The organism is Nocardia puris (assembly GCF_003315035.1).
Classification (GTDB): domain Bacteria; phylum Actinomycetota; class Actinomycetes; order Mycobacteriales; family Mycobacteriaceae; genus Nocardia; species Nocardia puris.
The window spans coordinates 73,362-94,077 of the sequence record NZ_QNRE01000016.1 but is presented as its reverse complement, the minus strand read 5'-3'; the positions used below and the strand labels follow the sequence as shown (position 1 = coordinate 94,077).

Below are 20,716 nucleotides of genomic sequence, written 5' to 3'. Positions count from 1 at the left end.
CGCGTGCGAGCCCAGCCGATCCGCCGAAGCTGAGGACACTCACGGAATCACGGAGCACTCGGAAGGGTCGGTCCCGGCCCGGCTCTCGCCGGCAACCGACCCCCGCGCGACTTCGAGTCGGTTGCCGCCGCTCTCGACCAGGACGTGCAGGCGAGTGTGGGCAGCTCAGTAGGGGACGCTCCTGAAAAACGAAAACACCGCCCGGCCTTTGCGCTGGTCGGGCGGTGTTTCGTGAAGTGGACCTTGGGGGACCTTACTACAACCCTAAAAGCGCAGGTAGAAGCCCTGAAACGCAGGCGGAAGCCCTGGAAAACCTGATCCAGAAGCTACCCGACCCCACAACATCGGCCCCACCGCCTGTGGTGAGAATCAGACCCCGGCGGGCACGGCAACTCGACGCCGATGAAGTCGCGGAGCTGATCACCGGCTACCAGGCCGGAGCAACCGTGTATGAACTGGCTGCCCGATTCGGTATCGAACGGCGCACAGTCAGCAATATCCTCCACCGACACGAGGTACCGATGCGCCGCCGCGGGCTGTCCCCCGACCAGGTCGACACCGCCATCCATCTCTACAAGCTCGGCTGGTCACTCGCCCGGGTCGGCAACCATCTCGACGTCAACCACACCACCGTCCTGACGGCACTTCGTCGGCGCGGAATACCCACGCGGGATCCTCATGGGAGAGCGCGAGTGTAATCGGTGGCTACGCTATCGCCTCGTAAGGAGAGGTGTTCCGAGACTGCGGCCCGGATGACCGGTCGGTGGCGGATCGTGGCGATGAGCCCCTGGGGTAGAGATGCCATCGGCCGATGGAGCCGGGCTTTATCGAATGAGACGCGGACGGCCCGGCCAGCTCCGATTCATCGCCGTCCGCGGCTGGTTCGACGGCCGCCGGGCCCCGCCGGAGCACGGCGACCGCCGACGAGAAACCAGAACAGGCGGCTGGCCGAACCACCACCAGGCCGACCCGCTACACCGGGCGCTGTCATCGAAACAGATGTAGCGCCGGACTGCCGTGGCGGGAGAGACTTTCGGCGTGACCGGCACTGAGGGGCTGGTACTGCCCCACGACGCGCCGGAGCATCGCTTCATGAGGTATGTCCGTGCACCACATGGCGAGCATCGGCCGTTGTATCCACTCGTCCCGGCGACGCGGCCCGCTGCGAGTCGGCCTGGATCTGTCGACCCTGGGGGCCGAGCCGCCCGATATCGCCGACTTCGTATCGGTGCTGCGACGGCGCCCGGAAATCGAGCCCGCGTTCCTCGTATTCGGCGAGCAACACGACGATCTGACCGAACCGTGGAGGCAGCGCCTCGATTGCGCGATCGTGCATGTCGTGGACTATCACAGCTTCGGCGAACTGGAAAAGATCGCCGACGCGTCGCAGGTCTGGGTGACCACCTACACCGCAGGCGAGCAGACCTTCGGCGGCTGGTGCCCGTTCTTCGGCGTCTACGCCAACCTCGACGCCCTACAGTCGGCAGAATCCGACCTCACCGAGGAAGACCGCTACCGCGCCGCAGCGCTGGCGGCCGTGGCCCTCAAACTCGGGCTAGACGTTGTGGTGACCGAGGCGCCGACCGCGGGCCGACCCGAAGTCGCCGACAACGATATCGCCGCCATGATCACCCCTCCCGACCTGCTACCGATATTCGGTCACTATCTGCGCATGACGGGAAACCTGAGCCTGCGGTACAACCGAACGGGCGTCATCGTCTACGACGATCTGCGCGCCGGATCGGTCAGCGGGGTCTACCACATCGGGATCGAGAGCCACATCCCGCATCTTCGCCACCTGATGGTGGCCGCCCTGATGGGCAGGCACACCGATGTCGTCTCCGACCTCGGCTCGATCTCGGCACGGGCCCAGCGCGCGCTGCGCGCGCTCGACGAGTTGCTGGCCGCACTGTCGACCCACAACGGGCCGCACACACCTACCGCCGATACCACCGAGCGGGTCAGCGAGGCATTCGACCGCGAACTGCTCTACCTGACCGCAGTATTCGACACATTCGGCCGACTGTTCAGACGGCTGCACGACGGCCGGGGACCGAAGAGGAACGAACCCAAGAGCCTGCACTCTCTGCCCCTAATCACCAGCCACATCGTCGAGAAATACGCCGCCGGTGAGATCGTGGACCGGATCGTCGAATACAGAACCTACGCCTACATCACCTCGACACTGCGCAACTACATCCATGAGGCCGTACTGCCGACTGGGCCGGTACCGAGCCGTGGATACGGCAGCGCTACCACCATCGCCGTAAACCTCGACCTGCTCGACGACGTGAAACTCACCCAGCAACAGGTCGCCAAACTCGGCGTCTGGAAGGCCAGCACCACGGTCCTGTCGGCCGAACCGACGACCGTCGGCGACTTGGCCACCTTCGCGGTCACCTTGATGACCACGGCGCTCGCCTACGTCGACACAGTGATCGAATTGATCCTGTTCCACCACCCCACCGACCCCACCGCAGACGCCCACCCACTCCTCGGATGCGCGCCAAAAGACCTCCATATACCCGAGCCACGCCCGGACGAATTGCTCATCCGCAGCTACTTCGGCTGGTAATCGGAGCAGCGAAACGGCCGGCGCCTGCCGCACGAAGGCCCACCGCTGGAACTCCTTGCGGGTACCCCTGGGCACTGTGACCCCGGTCCGCGAGAGTTGTCAGTGGCGCGGAATATCCTGTCGCGCATGCGGATCCTGCACACGTCCGACTGGCATATCGGGTTCCGGATGCGTGGCATGCCCTTGCTGGCCGCTCAGCGGGTCATACTCGTCGGGGAGATCCCAGCACTCGTAGAGGAGTGGGAAGTCGATCTCGTGGTCGTCGCTGGCGATATATACGACAGAACCGATCCATCTGAGGCCGAGGTTGCTGTGTGTCAGGACGCGTTCGCCGCGATCCGAGCTGCTGGCGCGCAGCTGCTGATAATAGCAGGTAACCATGACTCACCGATCCGTCTGGGAGCCGGAGCAGTGTTCTCTGCCGCAGGCGGGTTGCACTTGGTGACCAGCGTGGCCGGCATCGGCAGGCCGGTGTTGTTCGACGACGAGCACGGGTCTGTCGCGGTGTACGGGGTTCCATGTCTGCAGTTCACTGGATCCGCGCTCGGTTGTGGTGCGGGCCGGTCGCACGCCGATCGCTGGCTTACCGCGATGACGCGAGTGCGTGCGGACCTGGCGGGCCGTCCGGAAGCGCGTTCGGTGGTGGTCGGTCATGTTCCAGTGGCCGACCCCACCGAACGCGGTCCGGAACGGTTGCGGGTCGGTAGCCGTCACACGGTCCCGGTCGAGGTGTTCGCCGGAATCGACTATGTCGCGCTCGGTGACCTACACTGGCCGCACGCGGTCTCCCGCGCGGTCCGCTACTCGGGCTCGCCTCTGCCCTATGTCTACGACTTCGGCCCGCGGCCCATCGATTTCGACCCGCCGAAATCGGTCTGCATGATCGACCTCGGCGCAGACGGGCTGACCTCGACCACCGAAGTCCCTCTACTCATGCCGTCTGGACTGGTCCGGGTCGAAGGCACCCTCACCGAGCTCACGGCCGCCACGCGGTCGCTGGACTACGTGCACGCAACGCTGACAGACGCCTTTCGGCCATCCGGGGCATGGAAGCAGCTACGCAGGCGGTTCCCGTTCCTGGTTCGCGCGGAATGGGTCGATCCCGTCACCGCGAGCGTGACTCCACTTCATCCTGATGAAGCCGAACCACACGCGTCCCTCGCCACAAGCATGCCTGTGACCGGCGAGCTTTGGCGCGGGTTCTACGGCGAAATGGACCAGCCGTGCCTACGCTGCGGCGCGCACCCTGGACGCCCCTGCTTCCAGATTCGCAGCGCCATCGGCGCCTCGACCATCAACACCTTCCATCGCGAACGCGGACTCGACGCCGCCGAACTGGCTCGGCTCGGCTATCAACCCTACGAGGTCGACGACCACGGCACCCACCGCCAGCTGTGGCGCACCGAAAGCCAGTGGCCAGTACACCGGGACGGCTGCCACACCCTACCGCCGACGCCGGCCGAACGGCCCGGCCTTGCCGAAGGTCGCCCGAACCGTCTTGGGATCTGCGCCGCACCGGGGTGCGCGGCGCCACTGAAACAGCGCCGCGGTGGCAGACCAGCACTGTACTGCTCCGGCAAATGCCGTGTTCGCGCCCACCGCGCACGCACACCGGTTCCCGCAACGTGACCAGCACGCGGCTTGAATTCGCCAGCGCAAGCAAGTGTGATGGAGTCCATCGGTGATGAAAGAACAGCAGTCGACGTCCCTGGCCGCCCTGGTCTGCGAGCAGCTCGACCAGGCGGCGGCACCGATCCGGAGCACTGGTGCGATGGTGATTTGCGGATTCCCCGCATCAGGCAAGTCCTCGGCCGCGCGGTGGCTCGCCGCGGGGATGGGCGCGGTCGTGTTGGACAAGGACACACTCGCACCGGCGTTGGAGGAGTCGGTAATGACGCGGCTGACCGGCGATCCGTTCGATCGCGATTCCGACACCTACCGCGAGGTCGTTGCGCCGGGCATCTACGACAGCCTCATCCGTACCGGCCTGACCGTGGCCACCCACCACCCGGTGGTGCTGGACGCACCGTTCCTGTCGACCATGCGTGCGGCAGGCGCCGCAGGACTTCCGTTGGGAGTTTTCATGCGACAGCACACCGAAGCTGAGGCGGACCTGCCGGTCGTGACCGTGTGGATAGACTCGCCCACCGAACAGGTTCGACAGCGGATGATCGCACGGGGTTCTGCCCGCGACGCACCCAAGTTGGCGGACTGGACTGGGTATCGGTCCGGTGTTCTCGATTCCGGAGTTCGGGAACTGGCCCGCACAGTGTGCGATCTCGTGATCGAAAACTGAACCGGATTCTGATCAGTACGCCGGGTTGTCACGGTGGAGTAGCGGAAGTATCGATCTCATGACCGTGTGGATCTCTCGCGCATGTTCGGGTGATGCTGAGGTCAGCGGTGGCCGGACTAGGGTCGGGAACCCGGGCAGCCGGGTCGACACCGCGGCTTTGGCGAAGGCGACATCGCTGATGGGTAGTCGTTTACGGGCGTCGGTGTAGCGGTCGAATTCGTGTTGCCGGGCCTGGGCACGCTCGATGTCACCGGCCGCCACCGCCGCTGCGACCGCTACCGGCAGCTCCGCGACCGGCCCTCCGGCGCCGGTGACCACCCCGGCCGCCCCGATCTCCGCGATCCGGGCCCCGATCCGGTCGTCACCGAGATACACCCGGAAGTCGGGGCCGATCTGCTGATACTCGTAGGTCAATGAGCGGTCCTTCCCGGAGTCTTTGATCCCGGTCAGCTGCGGAAACTCTCCGGCCAGCTGCGCGGCGAGCCGCGGTGGGATTGGTGCCTGGGTGTGGCGTGGGAAGTTGTACAGCAGTGTCGGGCGCAGGCAGTGCGGCAACACTGCGCGGAAGTAGGCCCCGATCCCGGTTTCGGCAGCCTCGGCGAAGAAGAACGGGTTCATCACCGCCAGCGCATCGGCGAAGTCGCTGGCGTGGCGCGCCAATTCCACGGCATCACCGACCGCGCATGCACCCACGTGCACGACCAGGACACCGCTCCACCTGCTTCGGCAGTGCTCGGCGACCTGGATCCGCTCGCGCACCGTCAGACTGGCGAATTCCCCGGTGGTTCCGTTGACCAGGACCGTCTCGACACCCGCAGCCCCAATCAGATCCAGATAGTCGCTCAACGCCGAAAGATCCAGGTGACCGCCACGTTGGTACGGCGTTACCGTAGCGACAATCGGACAGGAGAAGGATTCGGTCACGGCCCCCAGCCTCCCACGCTCTCCGCAGCGCATCGTGCGGACGAGAGGCTCGGCGAACGCCTCGGGACGTACGCCGTGCGGAGCATCTACTGTGCGCGGGGTGCGATGAGGTGGAAGAACCGTGCGGTATGGGTGTACGGAGCGCGGTGGGACAAGGTGAGTTCCAGCCGCTCGAGCTTGCTGTAGAAATCCGGGTCGGACTTGCGGGAGTCGTCGACGATGAGGTCGCAGACACAGCGGATGCCGTACCTCCCGATAACGCTCAGCTCCGCCGTGCGCAGGTCCGCCGCGACCCGGTCGGCATAGCAGGCGTGAGTTCTGGTGTCGTACGCGCCGCTGTACCGGGTGGGGCTATCCAGCAGCCACAGTGCTTCGTCCAGATCCAGGCCACGCACCGCACTCAGCAGTGGGTCGGTGTCAGCGTTGGGTGCTATCAGCGACAGCACCCCAGCCGGCCGAAGCTGGTCCGCCAGCATGGTTGCGGTGCGTTCCCTCTCCGGAAGGTACTGAAGCACGTTATGCAGTAGCACGACATCGAAGCCGTCGGTGCCCAGCGTGGCGCCGAGGGAGTCGATATCGGCCGGGTATGTGGTGATGTGGTCGCGGACGCCACGCTCGGAGGCGATCGTGTTCGCTTCGGCGAGGGACTGGGGTGAGGGGTCGGCGATGGTGACGTGGTGTCCGCGTCGAGCGAGTTCAACCGCTTCCACACCATTGCCACCACCGACATCGAGGATCTCCAGTCCTCGCTCGGCGGGCAGGTGCCGGACAAGGTTCGCCATCGCCACCGTGTACCGCAGCCTGCCCCATGGGCTGGCCTGCCATTGCTGGAACTCGCCCAACTTGTCGTCGAACATCATTGATTCAGCTCCTTCTGCTCACCGCGACCACCCCGATCAGGCGGCACCGCGCCGCGTAATTATCGTGCCGTTCCGGCGCCTTCGTGAGCAGGATCGGCGCAGAATCGTTGTCATGGAACGCATCTCGTTCGACATCGACGACTATGAACGGCGGGTTCGCTCGAAACCGTGCTTCATCTGCGCCATCGTCGCGGGACAGCACGACTCGAAGCTTGAGCAGATCGTTGCTGAGGACGATGAGAACATCGCGTTCCTGTCCCGGTATCCGACCCTGCCCGGCTACGTGCTCGTTTCGCCGAAACATCACCATGAGCATGTGGTTGACGACCTGGACGAAGACGAATATCTGCGACTGATGAGAATGGTTCGCCGCGTTGGGAGAGCACTGCAAACGGTGGTCCCCACCGAACGGCTATATATCGCCAGTCTCGGCAGCCAACAGGGCAACGCTCACCTCCACTGGCACGTTGCCGCCCTACCACCTGGAGTGCCCTACCGCGAACAGCAATTCCATGCCCTGATGGCGGAAAACGGAATACTGTCCTGGTCTCTGGAGCAGGCAGTCGAACTCGCCGGCCTCATCCGCGCCGCCTTGGCTGCCGACGGCACGAACTGAACCACCATGCGTCGAAGAATTCATATCCGCAGGTAGCTGAGTAACCGCCAAGTGTAGGACCAATCCCTAAATTGTTTTCCGATGGACTCGCGAAAAATATTGCTGTGGAAATCTTTTCGCTGAATTACCTATTGATGGTCTCCGGGCGCACATATAGCGTCGTATCCGCCAGAATTGAGACGCCCCGGCTGGTGGGCCAACACCAGACCGGGGCAGGTACGGAGAAAGGGCTCCGCAATGCAAAGTGTAATCATCTCGGTCGGGTCCGAGGTCGAAGTCGAGGCACCATACGACCGCCGTTTCCACGACGCGGCGGACGAACTCGGTGGCACACCCACCTCGGATGGTGAAGCGTGGCGCTTCTCCCGCAACGACGAAGAACGTGTCCGCCAACTATGCAGCACAATCTTCGGAGAAGACCAGGGCACGACCCCGGCGACGGACCAGCCGCTCGACCGCTCCGAAGTCGGCACCAGCGAGGCTTCGGAACTGCCTGTTGTGAGCACCCATCAACGGCGGGCGGACCTGCTCGACCGTCTCGACATGCTGCTCGACGAGGTCGCTGAGGTACATACCGCCCTGCAAGCGCTGAAGTAGGGGCTGGCCTGCCACACAGAAATCAGAGGGCTTCGACCGGTGGCCGATCAATCCACCGGCCATCGGTCGTCGGCTCTCTTCTGATGCTTCGTGTTCTTGCTGCTGCTCGGTTGAACGCTCCGGTTTGCATTTGGCAGCAGGTCTACGGTGGCTCGTTCAGGCGGACAGCTCTTCCAGCCGATATCGGGTCCATTCGATGGCGGCACCGCCGCATCGTTCGAATGCCGCGCAGTTGTCGGCGCGGTCGTCGATCAGAAGCGCCTCGCCGAAGGAGAGCCCTGCGGTGGTCAGCCAGGAGCCGAAGAAGGCTTCAGGGTCTTCGGATTTCAGTACGCCGGTGTCGCTCGAGCTGATGATGTCGTCGAATACGGCGGCAGCCTCTTTCAGCGTCTCCGTGCCTGATGGTTGTTCGTTATGACTGGACGTGACGGCGTGAAAGGTGCTGGTGAACGCGTCGATATTGTCGGTCGCCAGGACAACGGTCGAGTGGTACCGGGCGTCACGCAGTGCTCGGAGAAGCGACTGGTTTACGGGCATGTGGGCGATGTCGTGTGCGAGTTGCGTCAGGAGCTGGTCAACATCGAGGCCCGAGTGCGTGGCAGCGAGGTTGGTGAGGATGTCGCGGGAGCTGCGCTTTCCGCACATCCATTCGCGGCCCTCCCGATTGCCTGTCGTGAACAGCCGGTCCAGTTCTCGATTCAGAACAGCGTAAAGGGAGTGATCCGGATCGTCGGTAATGCTGTGCCAGAACGGTTTCCGGCACAGCACTCCGTGCCAATCGCAGAAGACGACGCGAGGAGGGTCCGCACTTCGCATAACGTCTGCGATGGTCTTGATCGCCGGGTGGGCGAGGGTCACTGGGCGTATTCCCGAGCCGCGGTCGCGCGGTCGAGCCTGTCGAGGGTGAGCAGGCCATCGAGGACTCGGTGGGCGGTGATGGCTTGGTCGGTGATGTGTCGAACGGTTTCGTCGCCTTGTTCGGAGAGGTGCACTCCGTCGGCCCACACGCTGGGTGCTTCGGCGGCTGGGGCCGTGGGGGTGGCGGGTGACCATCCGAAGCAGGTGGCGACATAGGTGATGTCGTCCCAGATGTCGACGAAGACCGCGTCGTGGTCGGCGGCGGCGCGGCGGGCGCGCTGGTTGTATTCGGTCAGATCGCCGTTGGCGGCGGCGACGTCGATGGTGGGGTCCCAGCCGATCGGGGGTTCACCGATCACGACGATCCGGCGGGCGCAGGCGCTGAGGAGCCCGAGGGCGGTGCGGATGTTGGTGTCGTATTCGCCGATGCCGACTGCTTCGCTCATCCGGCCTTGGTGGTGTCGCCAGACGTCGTTGAGGCCGACTCCGAGGACGGCGAGGTCCCATCGGCCGCCGGCGTCGACTGCGGCTCGGAGGTTGGTCAGGACGTCGCGGCTGGTTGCTCCTCCTTCGCCGTGGTTGTCGGTGGTGAAGGTGATCCATGGGTAGCGGGTGGACCATCCGGTGGTCAGGACATGGACGTAGCCGCGTTTGCGCCATTCGGTGACCGTGATCTGTTCGCCGATCTCGGGGAGATCGGCTTGGACTGCGAGGCGGGGGTTGTGGGCTTCGTAGTGTTCCATCAGGGATGTTCCGAACCAGCCGATCCGCAGTTGGGGTCGGGGGTGTTCGGGGTCGAGGGGTCCGGGGTGGCGGGCGGTGACGCGGGCGGGCGCGCCGACGGCGGTGGTGTTCGGCGGCACGGATGCGGTGACGACGGCGTTGGCGCCGATGCGGGCGTTTTGGCCGATGGTGACGCCGGCGGTGATCGAGACTTTGTTCGCGACGATCGCGCCGGGCTCGATGGTGACTGGAGCGGTGTCGAATCCGCTGGCCCACGGGGTGATGGGCTCACCCGGGGTGAGGGTGTCGGGGGTGCGGGCGCGGTGGTTGTGGTCGTGGATGTCGACCATGTTGGAGATTCCTGCGCCGCGTCCGATGTGGATGCGGGTCATGGCGGACAGGACGACGTTCTCGCCGAGGGCGGTGTCGTCGCCGATGGTGATGTGTCCGCCGGTGTTGGCTTGCAGGGTCGTGCCGCGGCGAATGCTGACACGGTCACCGATGGTGATGGTGGCGTCGGTGTCGACGACGAAGTCGACGTCGTCGGCGATGTCGCAGTCGGCGCCGATGTGTACCGCGTCGCCGTAGCGGGCGCGGACTCGGTCTGTGAGGGCAATCGAGTCGGTGTCGGTCACGCTGGTCATGATCCTTTTCTCGGTGGTCGGTGCTGTTGATGGGTGGGTGCCGATGGTGGTGTGGTGACGAGGTAGTCGCCGATCACGAGGGCGTCCAGGCCGAGTCGGGCGCCGCTGGCGAGTGCGTCGGCTGGGGTGTCGACGATCGGTTCGCCGGGGCCGTTGTAGCTGGTGTTCAATACGACGCCGATCCCGGTCTCGGCTTCGAGGGCGTGCAGGAGTCGGGCGTATTCCGGTTGGTGTGCGGGGTCGACGTGTTGTGGGCGCAGTGTGCCGTCGGCGTGGACGACGCCGGGGATCTGTTGGCGTGCTCGGGGTGTGGCCTCGTGGGCGACGATCATGAATTCTGCCGGGCCGTCGGGTGTGGTGGTCCAGCCGGTCGGGTCGAGCATGCTCGGTGCGAGGGGCCGCCAGAGTTCGCGGTGTTTGATGTCGCGGTTGATGCGGTCGCGCAGTCTGGTGGTGCGGGGGTCGGCGAGGATGCTGCGGGCACCGAGTGCCCGTGGACCGGCTTCGGCGCGGCCCTGGTGCCAGCCGATGACCTTGCCCTCGGCTATCAGGCGGGCGGCGGTCGCGGCGATATCGGGTGGGGTGGTGAAGTTCGCGCCGGCATCGTGCAGGGCGGTCTCGATGGCGTGGTTGTCGTAGGCCGGACCCAAGAAGGCGTGTGCTTGGCGAGGACCGGGCACTGTGTGGTCACCGCGGCGGTGCGCGACTTCCAGGGCTGCGCCGAGAGCGCATCCGGCATCACCGGCGGCCGGTTGCACGAACAAGGTGTCGGTGTCGGGGGTGCGGGCGAGGATGCCGTTGGTGGTGCAGTTGAGCCCAACACCGCCGGCCAGACACAGCGCGGTCGCGCCGGTTTCCTCCAGAGCGGTGGAGACGACGCTGATCAGGCAGCGTTGCAGCAGGAATTGGGCCGATGCTGCGAGGTCGGCGGCGAGGCTTTGGTGGGCGTCGTCCGATCTTGGTGCTTGGCGCGGGATTCCGGCGTCGGTGAATACCTTGCGGTAGGCGTGGCGCAGGGCTCGGTAGTAGGTGAGGTCGGTGTAGCCGGCGGTGTGGTCGGCCTCGGGTGCGAGGCCGTAGGGGGTGAGGTCGAGGTGGTAGCCGTCGCGGGTGGGGTGCAGGAAGTTCAGGTCGATGGTCGGTTTTCCGTAGGCGGCCAGGCCCATCAGTTTGCCTGCGTGGGTCCAGTCGCCGAGCCCGGCGTGTTCGGTGGCGAATTGGTAGAACCAGCCCAGTGATTGTGTGAACGGGAAGGTTCGCAGGCATCGCAGACCGGCTCGGGTTCCGTGATGGATGCTGGTGGAGACACCGTCGCCGGAGCCGTCGACCACGATGACCGCGGCGTCGGCGACACCTGCGGGGTAGAAGGCGCTGGCGGCATGGGCGAGGTGGTGGCCGACGATGGTCAGTCGACGTGGTCTTTCCGGGCCGGTGCCGAGCGGTCCGAGGAGTTCAGCGATTAGGTCTGGGTCGGTGATCTCATCGGCGGGGTTCGGCCAGTACGGGTTCCAGGCCACCGCGATCTCGTCGATATCACCGCACCGGATTCCGGCCTGGGCCAGGCACCATGCGGCCGAGGAGGCGGCCGAGCGGGAATCGCGGTGATGCTTGATTCGGGAGAACCGTTCCTCTTCGGCGAACGCGACGGGTTGGCCGTCGGCGACGAGGCAGGCGGAGGCGTCGTGATGGTAGGGGCCGCCGAGCCCGAGCACGTATCCCACGCGGTCAGCCCTCCCGCACGGCGGCTGTGGACAGTGAGTTGCGGACCGCGCCATGGACGTCGGCGACCGTGATGGTGTCCATGCAGCCGCCGATCCCGCCGCAGGTGACCCGGTGTGCGCACGGGGAGCACGGCAGAGTCGACCGCAGCGCGGTGACATTGTCGGCGTGTTTGGGGATGACTTCGGCGCCGTTGCTCGGGCCCAGGAGCAGCACCACCGGCAGGTCGTAGGCGAGGGCGAGGTGGAATCCGAGGCTGTCGCCGGTCACCATCGCGTCGCAGAAGTCCGGGACCGCGGCGAATTCCTGCAGGGTCATGGCGTCGTGACGCACTCGGCCCACTCCGGTGTCCAGTTCTCGTAACAGCTGGTGGCAGGTGCGGGCGTCGGCGGGGCCGCCGGTGATGACCAGCCGGTGCCCGTCGCCGAGCAGTCGCCGCCCGAGGTCGGCCCAGTGACCGGTGGGCCACAGCTTGGTCGTCTTGGAGCCGCCGACGTTAAGGCAGACCCAGCCGCCGCTGGTACCTAGCCGCGCGGCGACGCGGGCTTTGGCCGCGTCCGGCACCGACAGCTGGTAGGGCTCGCCGGTGTAGATGTAGCCGGCGACCTCGAAGTACAGCTCGGTCCACGTCTTACTGTTTCCGCTGGTGCGGAAGTCGTTCCAGGTGTTCATGGCGAAGAAGTGCCGGGCCGCTGTGCCGATCGGATAGAGGCTGTTGTTCTCGCCGCCGTAGGCGAGGCCGGCGTGGTGCTCGGCGCTGATCCGGGGCACGAGCCCGGCCACGGCGGGGTGGCGTTCGAAGCTGTAGACGGCGTCGTAGTGTTCGGCGAGCACTGTGTGGGCGGTCTCGGTCTCCCAGGTCAGGACGCGGTCGACGTGCGGGATCATCTCCACGATGGGGGCGGATTCGGCGCCGACGAGCCAGGTGATGTGTGCGCCGGGGTGTTCGGCTTTGATGCGGGCCGGTAGTGGGGAGGCGATGAGCATGTCGCCCATCCGTTTGAGCATCACGATCAGGATGCGGTGGGTCACCGGGTCATACAGTGTGCACCCTGGGCAAGGACGCCAGTGCTTGCACGGCAGGCCGCCGATGAAATGACGACAGTCGGGTCGCCAGAAGAAGTCGCTGGTGGTCAGTGGCAGATCAGTGGCGTTCATGAAGTCCTCTCTTCCTGCCGCCACGCTCGGCGCAGCACCTCCTGCGCCGTATGGTCGGCCGCAGCGGCGTCGCCGATGCCGTAGCGGATGCGCAGGTCTGCGACGTTGCGGGCGACCTGTTCAGGGTGATCGCGGTGGATGAGTACGCGCGCCATGAGCGCGGCGAGTTCGTCGAAACCCGCGGCGTCGAGACCGGCGAAGGTCAGTTCCTGTGCTCCCAGCCGCAGGCCGGGCTCGGGCAGGTAGGGCAACGGGATGGCGTTGACGACGATCCTGGCCTCATACAGCAGCCGTGAGGCAGTATCAGCCGGGCACGTGGGAGCGATGTCGATCCACACCTGGTGTGATCGGGTGTATCCGTGGTCGGCCGCGCACACGGTGAACCCCTCTGCAGCGAGGGCGTAAGCCAGGCGGCGGGCGTGGGTGACGGTCGCGGTCGCGTAGTGGGTGGCATGGGCGGTCATCCATGCCGTCGAGATCGCCAGCGCGGCGACGTCGGCGGGGTGATGGTGCGATATCCATCCGGCGGCGTGGGTGTCGATCTGGTGGGCGAGGTTCGGATCGTTGGTGGCCACGATGCCCTTGCCGACCGGACCGGGCCAGGTCTTGTGGACGCTGCCACCGAGGCTGTCGGCGCCTTCGGTTAGGGGGTTCTGGAACGCGCCGCCCGCGATCAGGCCGAGGGTGTGCGAGCCGTCGTAATGGATCACCGCGTCCTCGCCGACCGCGGCCCGGATGCCGGCGATGTCATGGGGGAACAACGCCATGAACGAGTCGAGGTACACCAGCACGGGCCCGCTGGTCCGGCGGGCCTGGGAGGCCAGCAGCTCGAGGTCGACGCCCATAGTGGCTGGGTCGACGGGCAGGGGCTGCCAGTTCAACCCGAACCTGTGTGCGACGAACTGTGTCGAGCCGTGACCGCCATCGGCTTCGGCGAGGCTGAGCACGGTGTGTGCCGGCCCGGCCAGCGCCGAGAGCGCCACCGTCATCGCCGACAATCCCGAGACGGGTTTGGTGTTCACATGCTGGGCGCCGAGGAGTTCTCCGATGGCGTGGGCCGCTACCGATTCCAGCTCGGCGAGTTCGTCGCGTCCAGGCCACGCCCAGTGCGTGTCCTCGGCGCTGCCGAAGCAGTAGCGGACGGCGGCAGCGCTCACATACGGCAGCCGGGCGTCGGCGGGCATCTGGTTCTCGCTGGCGATCAGATGAAGCCGGGCTGCTGTCGCGGTTTCGAACCGGGCGAGCCGGTCGACGATGTCGTCGATGTTCACCGGCCAGCCACCTCCCTTGTGCGTATGCGGGCTTCGACCGGCCCCGCTGGCGCCCGGACCGGCTGGAATCGGCCGACCTCTGGTCGTCGGGCCGGCAGGTCGATCCAGTGTTCGGCCAGCACAGCCGCCGCCAGCAACAGTGTCGTGGCCTCGGCGAACCCGCGACCTGCACAGGCGTGCGGGCCGCGTCCGAACGCGAGCAGCCCCGCGGCGCGGCGCCTGCCCTCGGCACTGCGAAAGCGTTGCGGGCAAAACGCTTCCGGGTCCGGATATTCCTGCGGTAGAAGGTGGGTGACGGGAGCGCTGTAGGCGACGTGCCAGCCTGCTGGGACCAGATAGCCGCCGAGCGTCACCGGCGTAGTGGCCCGCCGGGTCGCGATCGTGTTGGGTGTATGGACTCGGGTGCACTCGGTCAGCACGTGCCGCAACTGCGGGATAGCGCCGTGCTGGAGCACCTGCAACGGGTTCTCGACCAGACTGCGGGCTTCAGCGGTGAGCGCGGTGGCGAGCTGGTCGTCGAGCGCGCACTCGACCAGCAACCAGGTAACCAGGCTGGCGGTGGTTTCTCGCGCGGCGATCAGCAGGGCCAGCAGATGATCAGCCAAGCTTCCGCCCGGGGCGTGACCGGCGGCGACCAGCTTCGAGGTCACCGACTCGGCCCTGCCCTCTATGCGCACTGCGGGCGATTCGAGCAGGGCGCGCAGTTCCTCGGCGGCGGCGAGTGCGGCGGCGTATGCCGGGTCGCTGCCGGTCGTGCGGGTCGGTGGGAGTTCGGTTCCGGCGACGAATCGGTCGAACAGGTCCGGCACCCGCTGTGCGATGGGGTCGTCGACGGCCAGGCCGATGATCGCGGCCAGGCACACTGCCATCGTGTAGTCGCGCGCCGCCTGATAGAGCTCGATGGTCGGCAGGGTGGCCCATTGGGCGACATGGCGGTGCGCAATAGCGCCGATTGTCGGCAGGTAGGCGGTGACCGCACCGTGGCGCAACCCGGTCGACAGGAAACTGCGCGCCCGCAGGTGTTCGGCACCGTGGAGGGTGAACACCGCTCTGCGGAACAGCGCCTGCACCGCCGCAGTGTTGTACACCCTCAGCGTGCCTGCGCGTTCCTGGTCGAACATCTCCCGCACCGAGTCCGGCCCGATGCAGAACACCGTCGGCGGCCCCGTCGTTGAGCCGACACCAAAGACGGGGCCATGCCGAGCGTGCGCAGCAGCCAGAATCTGCGGCAGGTGCGACCCTGGTGGTGGTTCGGCGATGGTAGGTGGCGGTTTCACGGGGTGGCCTCGCCGACGTCGAGGGATGCCGCGGTGCGGGCAAGGATCGCGTCATGGTCGAGGTCGACCGCTCGTATGTCAGGCCGGCAGTCGCAGGTGACGGGCAAATCGGCGAGGTCACCGGTGACGCTGTAGGACACCAGCCCGTCGACGATGCCGTTCGCGCAGCGCTCGCAGGAGTCCGGGTACACCGAGTCGAAGTCTGTGCCGCGCATGTTGATACAGGCCACCCGCACCGCCGCTTTGGCGTGCGCGCCGCGCACGGCGTCGACGACGGTCCACAGGTTCGGCGCCTGGTAGTGCCCGCGTTGGTAGAGCCACCACGCCACGGTGTTCGGTGCCAGCCTCGTCGGGCACACGGTGACTCCGCCGATGCCGAGCGAGGCCACGTACTCGGTGGAGGAGATCACGTCGGTGATGGCCTCGCCGTCGGTGAGGAACGGGGGCTTGATCATCAGGTACACCTTGGGAATTACGTGGTGTGCCTGCATCAACGCCACCGCGTCTTCGAACGACTCACGGGTGATTCGGGTGTTGACCAGGGTTTCGCGGACCAGCCGGTCGGCCGATTGCAACCCGATTCCCACCTCGAGCTCGACATCGCCGAGGGCCTCGACGAAAGGTGCCAGGGTCTCGGGCGTGAGGAATTGGGGCAGGCTTTCGACGACCAGGCGGCGCACACCAGTGACCGCGACGCGGCGGGCGATATCGAGCTGGACCTCGGCCGGTACCTCGCGGCGGGCGAAGAACGACCCGTCGTTGTAGAGGGCGAGCATGTCGTAGTCCGGCTCGTCATCGGTGCGTGCCAGCAGCGTGGCGACCTGCTCGCGCAAGCCCCGGGGGTTCGCGCCGTGCAGGCCGAAGTTGTTGTAGTTGGTGAACGGACACATGGTGCAGGTCGGCACCGAACAGCCGCCCGACATCAGGATCGCCTTCTTGCGGCCGTAGGTGGTGCCGTCGGCATCGCGGACGGTGTCGTAGCTGATGTACCGCGGCTCTTGGAGGTGCTCGACCGCGGTCACCTCGCGCAGCGACCGCGACAAGGCCGTGAGCCGGTGGCGTAGCGCCTTCTCGCCAGCGAGCACGCCGGTTGTGCTGGTAGACATTGCGTTTCCTCCGATCACAGGGACTTCACAAGCTCGCCGACGCCGAAGGTTTCGGCGCGGGCGTGGTCGAACAGGTCGCGGGCGTACCGGTGGATCACCTCGGTGTCCACCGGCTCCAGGCCAGGCAACGCGGCGCGCAGTCGCCGCATATCGGCGCACGTCCAGTACTGGTAGCAGTCACGGATCGGGTTCGGCACCCCCACCAGCGGCACCGGTGCGCCCGCCCACTCCGTACACCAGCCCAGCAAGGTCTCGAACCGGATCGCGGTCCCGGAACCGAGGTTGTAGACGCCTGCGACCTGCGGGGTATCGAGCAGCCGCACCAGCGTCGACACCAGCACCTGCACCGGCAGGTAGTCCCGCGCGGCGGTCAAGGTGTCGTCGAACAACCGGACCGGCCGCCGCGCCGCCACGGCCGTGACGATCTGCCACAGAATCGAGGCCATCGAGCTTTTGGATTCCTCGCCGGGACCGAAGACGTTCGTGTAGCGCAACCCCACGCAATCCAGGCCGAACACCGCCGCGCGGCGCAGCATCGACTGATCCAGGACGAGTTTGGATTTCGCGTAACAATTCAGGGGGCCCGAGCAGCGCCCACGATCCTCGGTGTCGGATTCGCGGGACGACGCCCCGTGCGGCACCACGCCGTACACGCTGCCCGAGGAGGCATACACCAGTCGTGTCCCGGAGTCGGTGCATGCGCGAGCCAGCCGCAGCGGCACCGTGGCGTTGGCCCACCGCAACCGCTCGTCATCTGCGGCGAGGGTGTCGCTGACCGCTGCCTGGTGCACGACCACCGCGAACTCCCCTCCAGCGATCCGAGCCAGCACAGCTGGGTCGGCAGCGTCCACGGTGATCGATTCCCACGGCCACGCCGTAGCCGCGGGATTCTGGTCGACTCCGGTCACCGTCCACCCGGCCGCATGCAGACCGGTGGCAACATGCCCGCCGATGAACCCGGCCGTCCCGGTGACCAGCACGGAGCGGGTCATGGCTGCATCACCCGCCCGGCGACAGCGCGTTCGATCAGCTCGCTCGTCGACACCCCTTCCAGGTACGGGCCGACGACAACTTGGCCGCCATGACGTTGCACCACGGCCGTTTCGGGTAGTTCGGTCGCTCCGTAGTCGCCGCCTTTGACCCACACATGCGGACGCAACCTTTCCAACAGCGCAGCCGGGGTGTCCTCGTCGAACACCAGCACCGCGTCGACGAAGGAGAATGCTGTCAGCATCGCCGCCCGCTGCGCTTGCGGTACCAGCGGCCGGTTCGGTCCCTTCAAATTGGCCACCGACGCGTCGCTGTTGAGCAGCACGATCAAGCAGTCGCCCATGGCGCGAGCGGCCTCCAGCAGCTGTCGGTGCCCGTCGTGCAGCACATCGAAACAGCCGCCGGTGGCCACCACCCGGCCACCGGCTGCGTGCACCCGATCGGCCACAGCGAACCCGTCACCCGCGCCATCCGGTCGCGGGTGGTTGCCCGCCGTAGCGCGTTGCCCGGCGACGTAGTCGGCCGCCGCTGTGACGGCGCGTTGCACAGCTGTCGACATTGTGCGATTACCGATCAGTTCACCGAGCAGCCTCACGGCGAACCGATCACCCGCCCCGCAGGTATCGCCTTGCTCCCGGCGTGGGGCCGGGAATACGTGCGCGGGATCGGTGTCGGCACCGACCAGGACAGCGCCATCGGCGCCTCGGGTGACCACCGCGTACTGGCATCGCCATCGTGATCGAAGGCTGCGCGCCCGGCGGACATCGCTGTCGAGGTCGCCGGCCGCTCCGTCCTCGGCGGTGAGCAGATCGGCTTCCTCCGCATTCGGGACGATGACGCTCACCCCGTCGGTCGGTGCCGGGCCGTGACGATGGGGATCCCACACCACCGGCACACGCCGCGCCACGGTGGCCAGCAGTACTCGCAGTCGTGGTTGGGCGGCTACCCCGCGCCCGTAGTCGGCGACGAGTACGCCTTGTGCCTCGACAAGGGCGTGCGCGACCTCTGGGGGCGGATCGCCCACCGGCACCGCCGGATCGGAGTCGTCGACCATGACCAGGGTCTGTCCGCGTGCCCGCATCCGGATCTTCACCGGGGTCGGCGCCTCGATGCCCAGATCGATCACCGACACCCCCGCCTCGGTGAGGTCGCTGAGAATCCGCAGGCCGGGCTCGTCGGCGCCGATCGCGGTCACCAGCGTGACCTCGCAGCCATCGTGGGCGGCAAGGATCGCGGCCAAGCCTGCCCCGCCTGGTCGCCACTGCCGTGACACCGCGCTGAGCACCGGCACTGGCGCTTCCGGCGATACCCGCGTGACCTCACCGCACCAGTCACAGTCGGCCAGCACGTCACCGACAATCACCAGGCGCCGAGCGTGCTCAACCGTCGGCGGCGGGACGGACTCGGCGGTCTCTGCTTCGGTCGGCTGCGACGTCGACGGGGCGGATGCCAAAGCCGCATCGACCGCCGCACACAGTTCGTGCGCGATCAGAAGGTGGCATTCTTGAATGGTTGAGGTCGCCGACGAATCGACTGACACCACCTCGTCGCATACTCGCGCCAATACGCTGTCAGCGGGACCGGTCAAGGCGAAGGTGAGCATCCCTAGCTCGTTCGCCTCTGTGGCGGCAGCGATCACGTTCGTGCTGCACCCGGAAGTGGAAATCGCGATCAACACATCGCCCTCCCGACCGTGTGCACGGACCTGCCGGGCATACAACTGGTCGAAGCCGTAGTCGTTGCCGATCGCAGTCACCACCGCGGAGTCAGTGGTGAGCGCGAGCGCAGCGAGTGGGTTGCGCTCCGTCTCGAACCGGCCCACCAACTCAGCAACCAGGTGCTGCGCCTGCGCGGCGCTTCCACCATTTCCGACGGCTAGCACTCGCCCGCCGCGCCGTAGTCGGCTGGCTACCATCTGGCCCCACGACCGGACCTTGTCCAGATCGGTGCGTTCCAGGGCTTCGGACAACTTCGCGACGCGATCCGCGCCGGATTCGTTCATCTGTCTCCCCGCCTCGATCATGGTTACGGATCTCCTTGTCCATCAGCACATTTGATGCTCATTTGGGTTGGCGTTCGCCGGGGCTCACCTCGTCATCGCAGTCGCCCGACGGCGGCGCGGCAACACAGGTCGTCGGCCTGCGGCGGCTCCCAGCCGAGGTTGCGGGCACGACGCTGGTCGACGTCGTGGGGTGACCACCAACGGTGTGGCGCAACCAGCCCAGGTTCGACGAGGTCATAGCCGGCCAGCAGTGCCGCGACCTCGTCGCGACTGCGAGAACGGAATTCGATGCCGAATCCGGTGTAGATATCGGCCGCGCGGTCGACGGGGCCGGGATCAGCGTCACGTGTGATATGGCTGAGTGCCAGGAACGAGCCGCTCGGCAGCATGGTCGTGACCGCGTCCACGACCATGCCCGGGTCGGGCAGGAATTCGGCGACGAACGACAGACACACCGCGATCGGCTCGCTCGGATCCATGGCAGCGGTGATCTCGGTGACGAGGGCGTCGGTGTCGCTCAGATCGGCGTGGACGAATTCAGTTTGTTCGTCGGCGAGAAATACTCGGCCGTGGGCGGCGACCACCGGGTCGTGATCGACGTAGACCATGCGTGCGGTCGGCGCGCAGTTGCGGGCTACCTCGTGCAGGTTCGGCGAGCATGGGTAGCCGCTGCCGAGTTCGACGAACTGCCGTACCAGCTGTTCACTTGCCAGGTACCGCACGGCCCGCAGCAGCCACAAACGTGTCGCGCGGGCCGCGACCAGAAAGGCGCGGGAGTGGGTGATCAGCTTGTGACCGGCCTCGAGGTCCACCAGATAGGCGTCTTTGCCCGCACCCAACAGGACGTCGTGAATGCGTCCGCTGTGTGCCTGAGACGGATCGAGCACGATCGCCTCATTGTCTGCGCGACGGGGACTAGTCATCTGAGCTCGCCTCTCCGATTTCACTGGCCGCAGTCCCGAGCTGTTCATCGATTCGGTTGCGGACACCGCAGCTCGGTGAGCAGTACTGGTGCAGCGTCTGGGCATGCAGGGCCTGGCCGTAGGTCAGTGCGCCGGGGTCGGCGAAGCAGTCGCCGATATTGGATTGGGTGTGTGTCA

General features: G+C 66.5%; 18 protein-coding genes and 2 pseudogenes. 6 read left to right on the top strand and 14 right to left on the bottom strand.

Annotation, left to right across the window (positions count from 1 at the left end):
• Positions 1-224 precede the first annotated feature (224 nt).
• The 4 genes from DFR74_RS29595 to DFR74_RS29580 all read left to right on the top strand — a co-directional run bounded on the left by DFR74_RS29595 (position 225) and on the right by DFR74_RS29580 (position 4,871).
• Entirely contained in the window at positions 225-698 is a 474-nt protein-coding gene (locus tag DFR74_RS29595; RefSeq protein ID WP_198161766.1) for a helix-turn-helix domain-containing protein, read from the top strand.
• 401 nt (positions 699-1,099) lie between these two features.
• Positions 1,100-2,575 carry a hypothetical protein gene (locus DFR74_RS29590; protein ID WP_043736662.1) on the top strand — a complete coding sequence of 492 codons (1,476 nt, stop codon included), beginning with the start codon at positions 1,100-1,102 and terminating at the stop codon, positions 2,573-2,575.
• A 126-nt stretch (positions 2,576-2,701) separates the two neighbouring features.
• Positions 2,702-4,204 carry an exonuclease subunit SbcD gene (gene sbcD, locus DFR74_RS29585; protein ID WP_113975353.1) on the top strand — a complete coding sequence of 501 codons (1,503 nt, stop codon included), beginning with the start codon at positions 2,702-2,704 and terminating at the stop codon, positions 4,202-4,204.
• Between the two features lie 55 nt (positions 4,205-4,259).
• Positions 4,260-4,871 (top strand): AAA family ATPase, encoded by a 612-nt coding sequence (locus tag DFR74_RS29580; protein WP_051047265.1) that lies wholly within the window; start codon positions 4,260-4,262, stop codon positions 4,869-4,871.
• A gap of 12 nt (positions 4,872-4,883) precedes the next feature.
• On the opposite strand, the gene DFR74_RS29575 is transcribed toward DFR74_RS29580, so the two are convergent.
• Together DFR74_RS29575 and DFR74_RS29570 are read right to left on the bottom strand one after the other, a co-directional pair.
• Complete coding sequence (locus DFR74_RS29575; RefSeq protein WP_157227590.1) at positions 4,884-5,795, bottom strand: dihydrodipicolinate synthase family protein; 912 nt, start codon at positions 5,793-5,795, stop codon at positions 4,884-4,886.
• A gap of 86 nt (positions 5,796-5,881) precedes the next feature.
• Positions 5,882-6,655: a class I SAM-dependent methyltransferase gene (locus DFR74_RS29570; protein WP_067510743.1), complete on the bottom strand. Its 774-nt coding sequence runs from the start codon at positions 6,653-6,655 to the stop codon at positions 5,882-5,884.
• 112 nt (positions 6,656-6,767) lie between these two features.
• Between DFR74_RS29570 and DFR74_RS29565 the strand changes: the two genes are divergently transcribed.
• Positions 6,768-7,271, top strand: a complete 504-nt coding sequence (locus DFR74_RS29565) for an HIT family protein (protein ID WP_043736653.1) — start codon at positions 6,768-6,770, stop codon at positions 7,269-7,271.
• A 237-nt stretch (positions 7,272-7,508) separates the two neighbouring features.
• Entirely contained in the window at positions 7,509-7,868 is a 360-nt protein-coding gene (locus DFR74_RS29560) for a hypothetical protein (RefSeq protein WP_043736650.1), read from the top strand.
• Between the two features lie 156 nt (positions 7,869-8,024).
• Here the strand turns inward: DFR74_RS29560 and DFR74_RS29555 are convergent, their stop codons facing one another.
• The 12 genes and pseudogenes from DFR74_RS29555 to DFR74_RS29510 all read right to left on the bottom strand — a co-directional run bounded on the left by DFR74_RS29555 (position 8,025) and on the right by DFR74_RS29510 (position 20,605).
• Positions 8,025-8,726: an HAD family hydrolase gene (locus tag DFR74_RS29555; protein ID WP_043736648.1), complete on the bottom strand. Its 702-nt coding sequence runs from the start codon at positions 8,724-8,726 to the stop codon at positions 8,025-8,027.
• Complete coding sequence (locus tag DFR74_RS29550) at positions 8,723-10,093, bottom strand: GDSL-type esterase/lipase family protein (protein WP_051047264.1); 1,371 nt, start codon at positions 10,091-10,093, stop codon at positions 8,723-8,725. Before DFR74_RS29550 ends, DFR74_RS29555 begins: the two co-directional genes overlap by 4 nt.
• The gene (locus DFR74_RS29545; protein WP_170160820.1) at positions 10,090-11,814 is read right to left on the bottom strand and encodes a carbamoyltransferase family protein; all 1,725 of its coding nucleotides are present in this window, start codon (positions 11,812-11,814) and stop codon (positions 10,090-10,092) included. The genes DFR74_RS29550 and DFR74_RS29545 overlap by 4 nt, the downstream gene beginning before the upstream one ends.
• Before the next feature lie 4 nt (positions 11,815-11,818).
• Entirely contained in the window at positions 11,819-12,970 is a 1,152-nt protein-coding gene (locus DFR74_RS29540; protein WP_043736645.1) for a glycosyltransferase family 9 protein, read from the bottom strand.
• Positions 12,967-14,241 (bottom strand): PLP-dependent aminotransferase family protein, encoded by a 1,275-nt coding sequence (locus tag DFR74_RS29535; protein WP_051047262.1) that lies wholly within the window; start codon positions 14,239-14,241, stop codon positions 12,967-12,969. The genes DFR74_RS29540 and DFR74_RS29535 overlap by 4 nt, the downstream gene beginning before the upstream one ends.
• Complete coding sequence (locus tag DFR74_RS29530) at positions 14,238-15,362, bottom strand: cytochrome P450 (RefSeq protein ID WP_138456836.1); 1,125 nt, start codon at positions 15,360-15,362, stop codon at positions 14,238-14,240. The genes DFR74_RS29535 and DFR74_RS29530 overlap by 4 nt, the downstream gene beginning before the upstream one ends.
• A gap of 152 nt (positions 15,363-15,514) precedes the next feature.
• A complete protein-coding gene (locus DFR74_RS29525) occupies positions 15,515-16,624 on the bottom strand; it encodes a hypothetical protein (RefSeq protein WP_138456835.1) in 1,110 nt (369 codons plus the stop codon).
• 14 nt (positions 16,625-16,638) lie between these two features.
• On the bottom strand, positions 16,639-17,616 hold the full coding sequence (locus tag DFR74_RS29520) for an NAD-dependent epimerase/dehydratase family protein (RefSeq protein WP_067510746.1): 978 nt from the start codon (positions 17,614-17,616) through the stop codon (positions 16,639-16,641).
• Complete coding sequence (locus tag DFR74_RS38135; RefSeq protein ID WP_371852373.1) at positions 17,613-18,026, bottom strand: adenylyltransferase/cytidyltransferase family protein; 414 nt, start codon at positions 18,024-18,026, stop codon at positions 17,613-17,615. Before DFR74_RS38135 ends, DFR74_RS29520 begins: the two co-directional genes overlap by 4 nt.
• 117 nt (positions 18,027-18,143) lie before the next feature.
• Positions 18,144-18,968: pseudogene (locus tag DFR74_RS38130) on the bottom strand (bifunctional heptose 7-phosphate kinase/heptose 1-phosphate adenyltransferase); the annotation flags it as partial.
• A gap of 105 nt (positions 18,969-19,073) precedes the next feature.
• A pseudogene (locus DFR74_RS38125) lies at positions 19,074-19,616 on the bottom strand (D-sedoheptulose-7-phosphate isomerase); the annotation flags it as partial.
• Between the two features lie 92 nt (positions 19,617-19,708).
• The gene (locus DFR74_RS29510; RefSeq protein WP_170160819.1) at positions 19,709-20,605 is read right to left on the bottom strand and encodes an SAM-dependent methyltransferase; all 897 of its coding nucleotides are present in this window, start codon (positions 20,603-20,605) and stop codon (positions 19,709-19,711) included.
• Between the last annotated feature and the right edge of the window lie 111 nt (positions 20,606-20,716).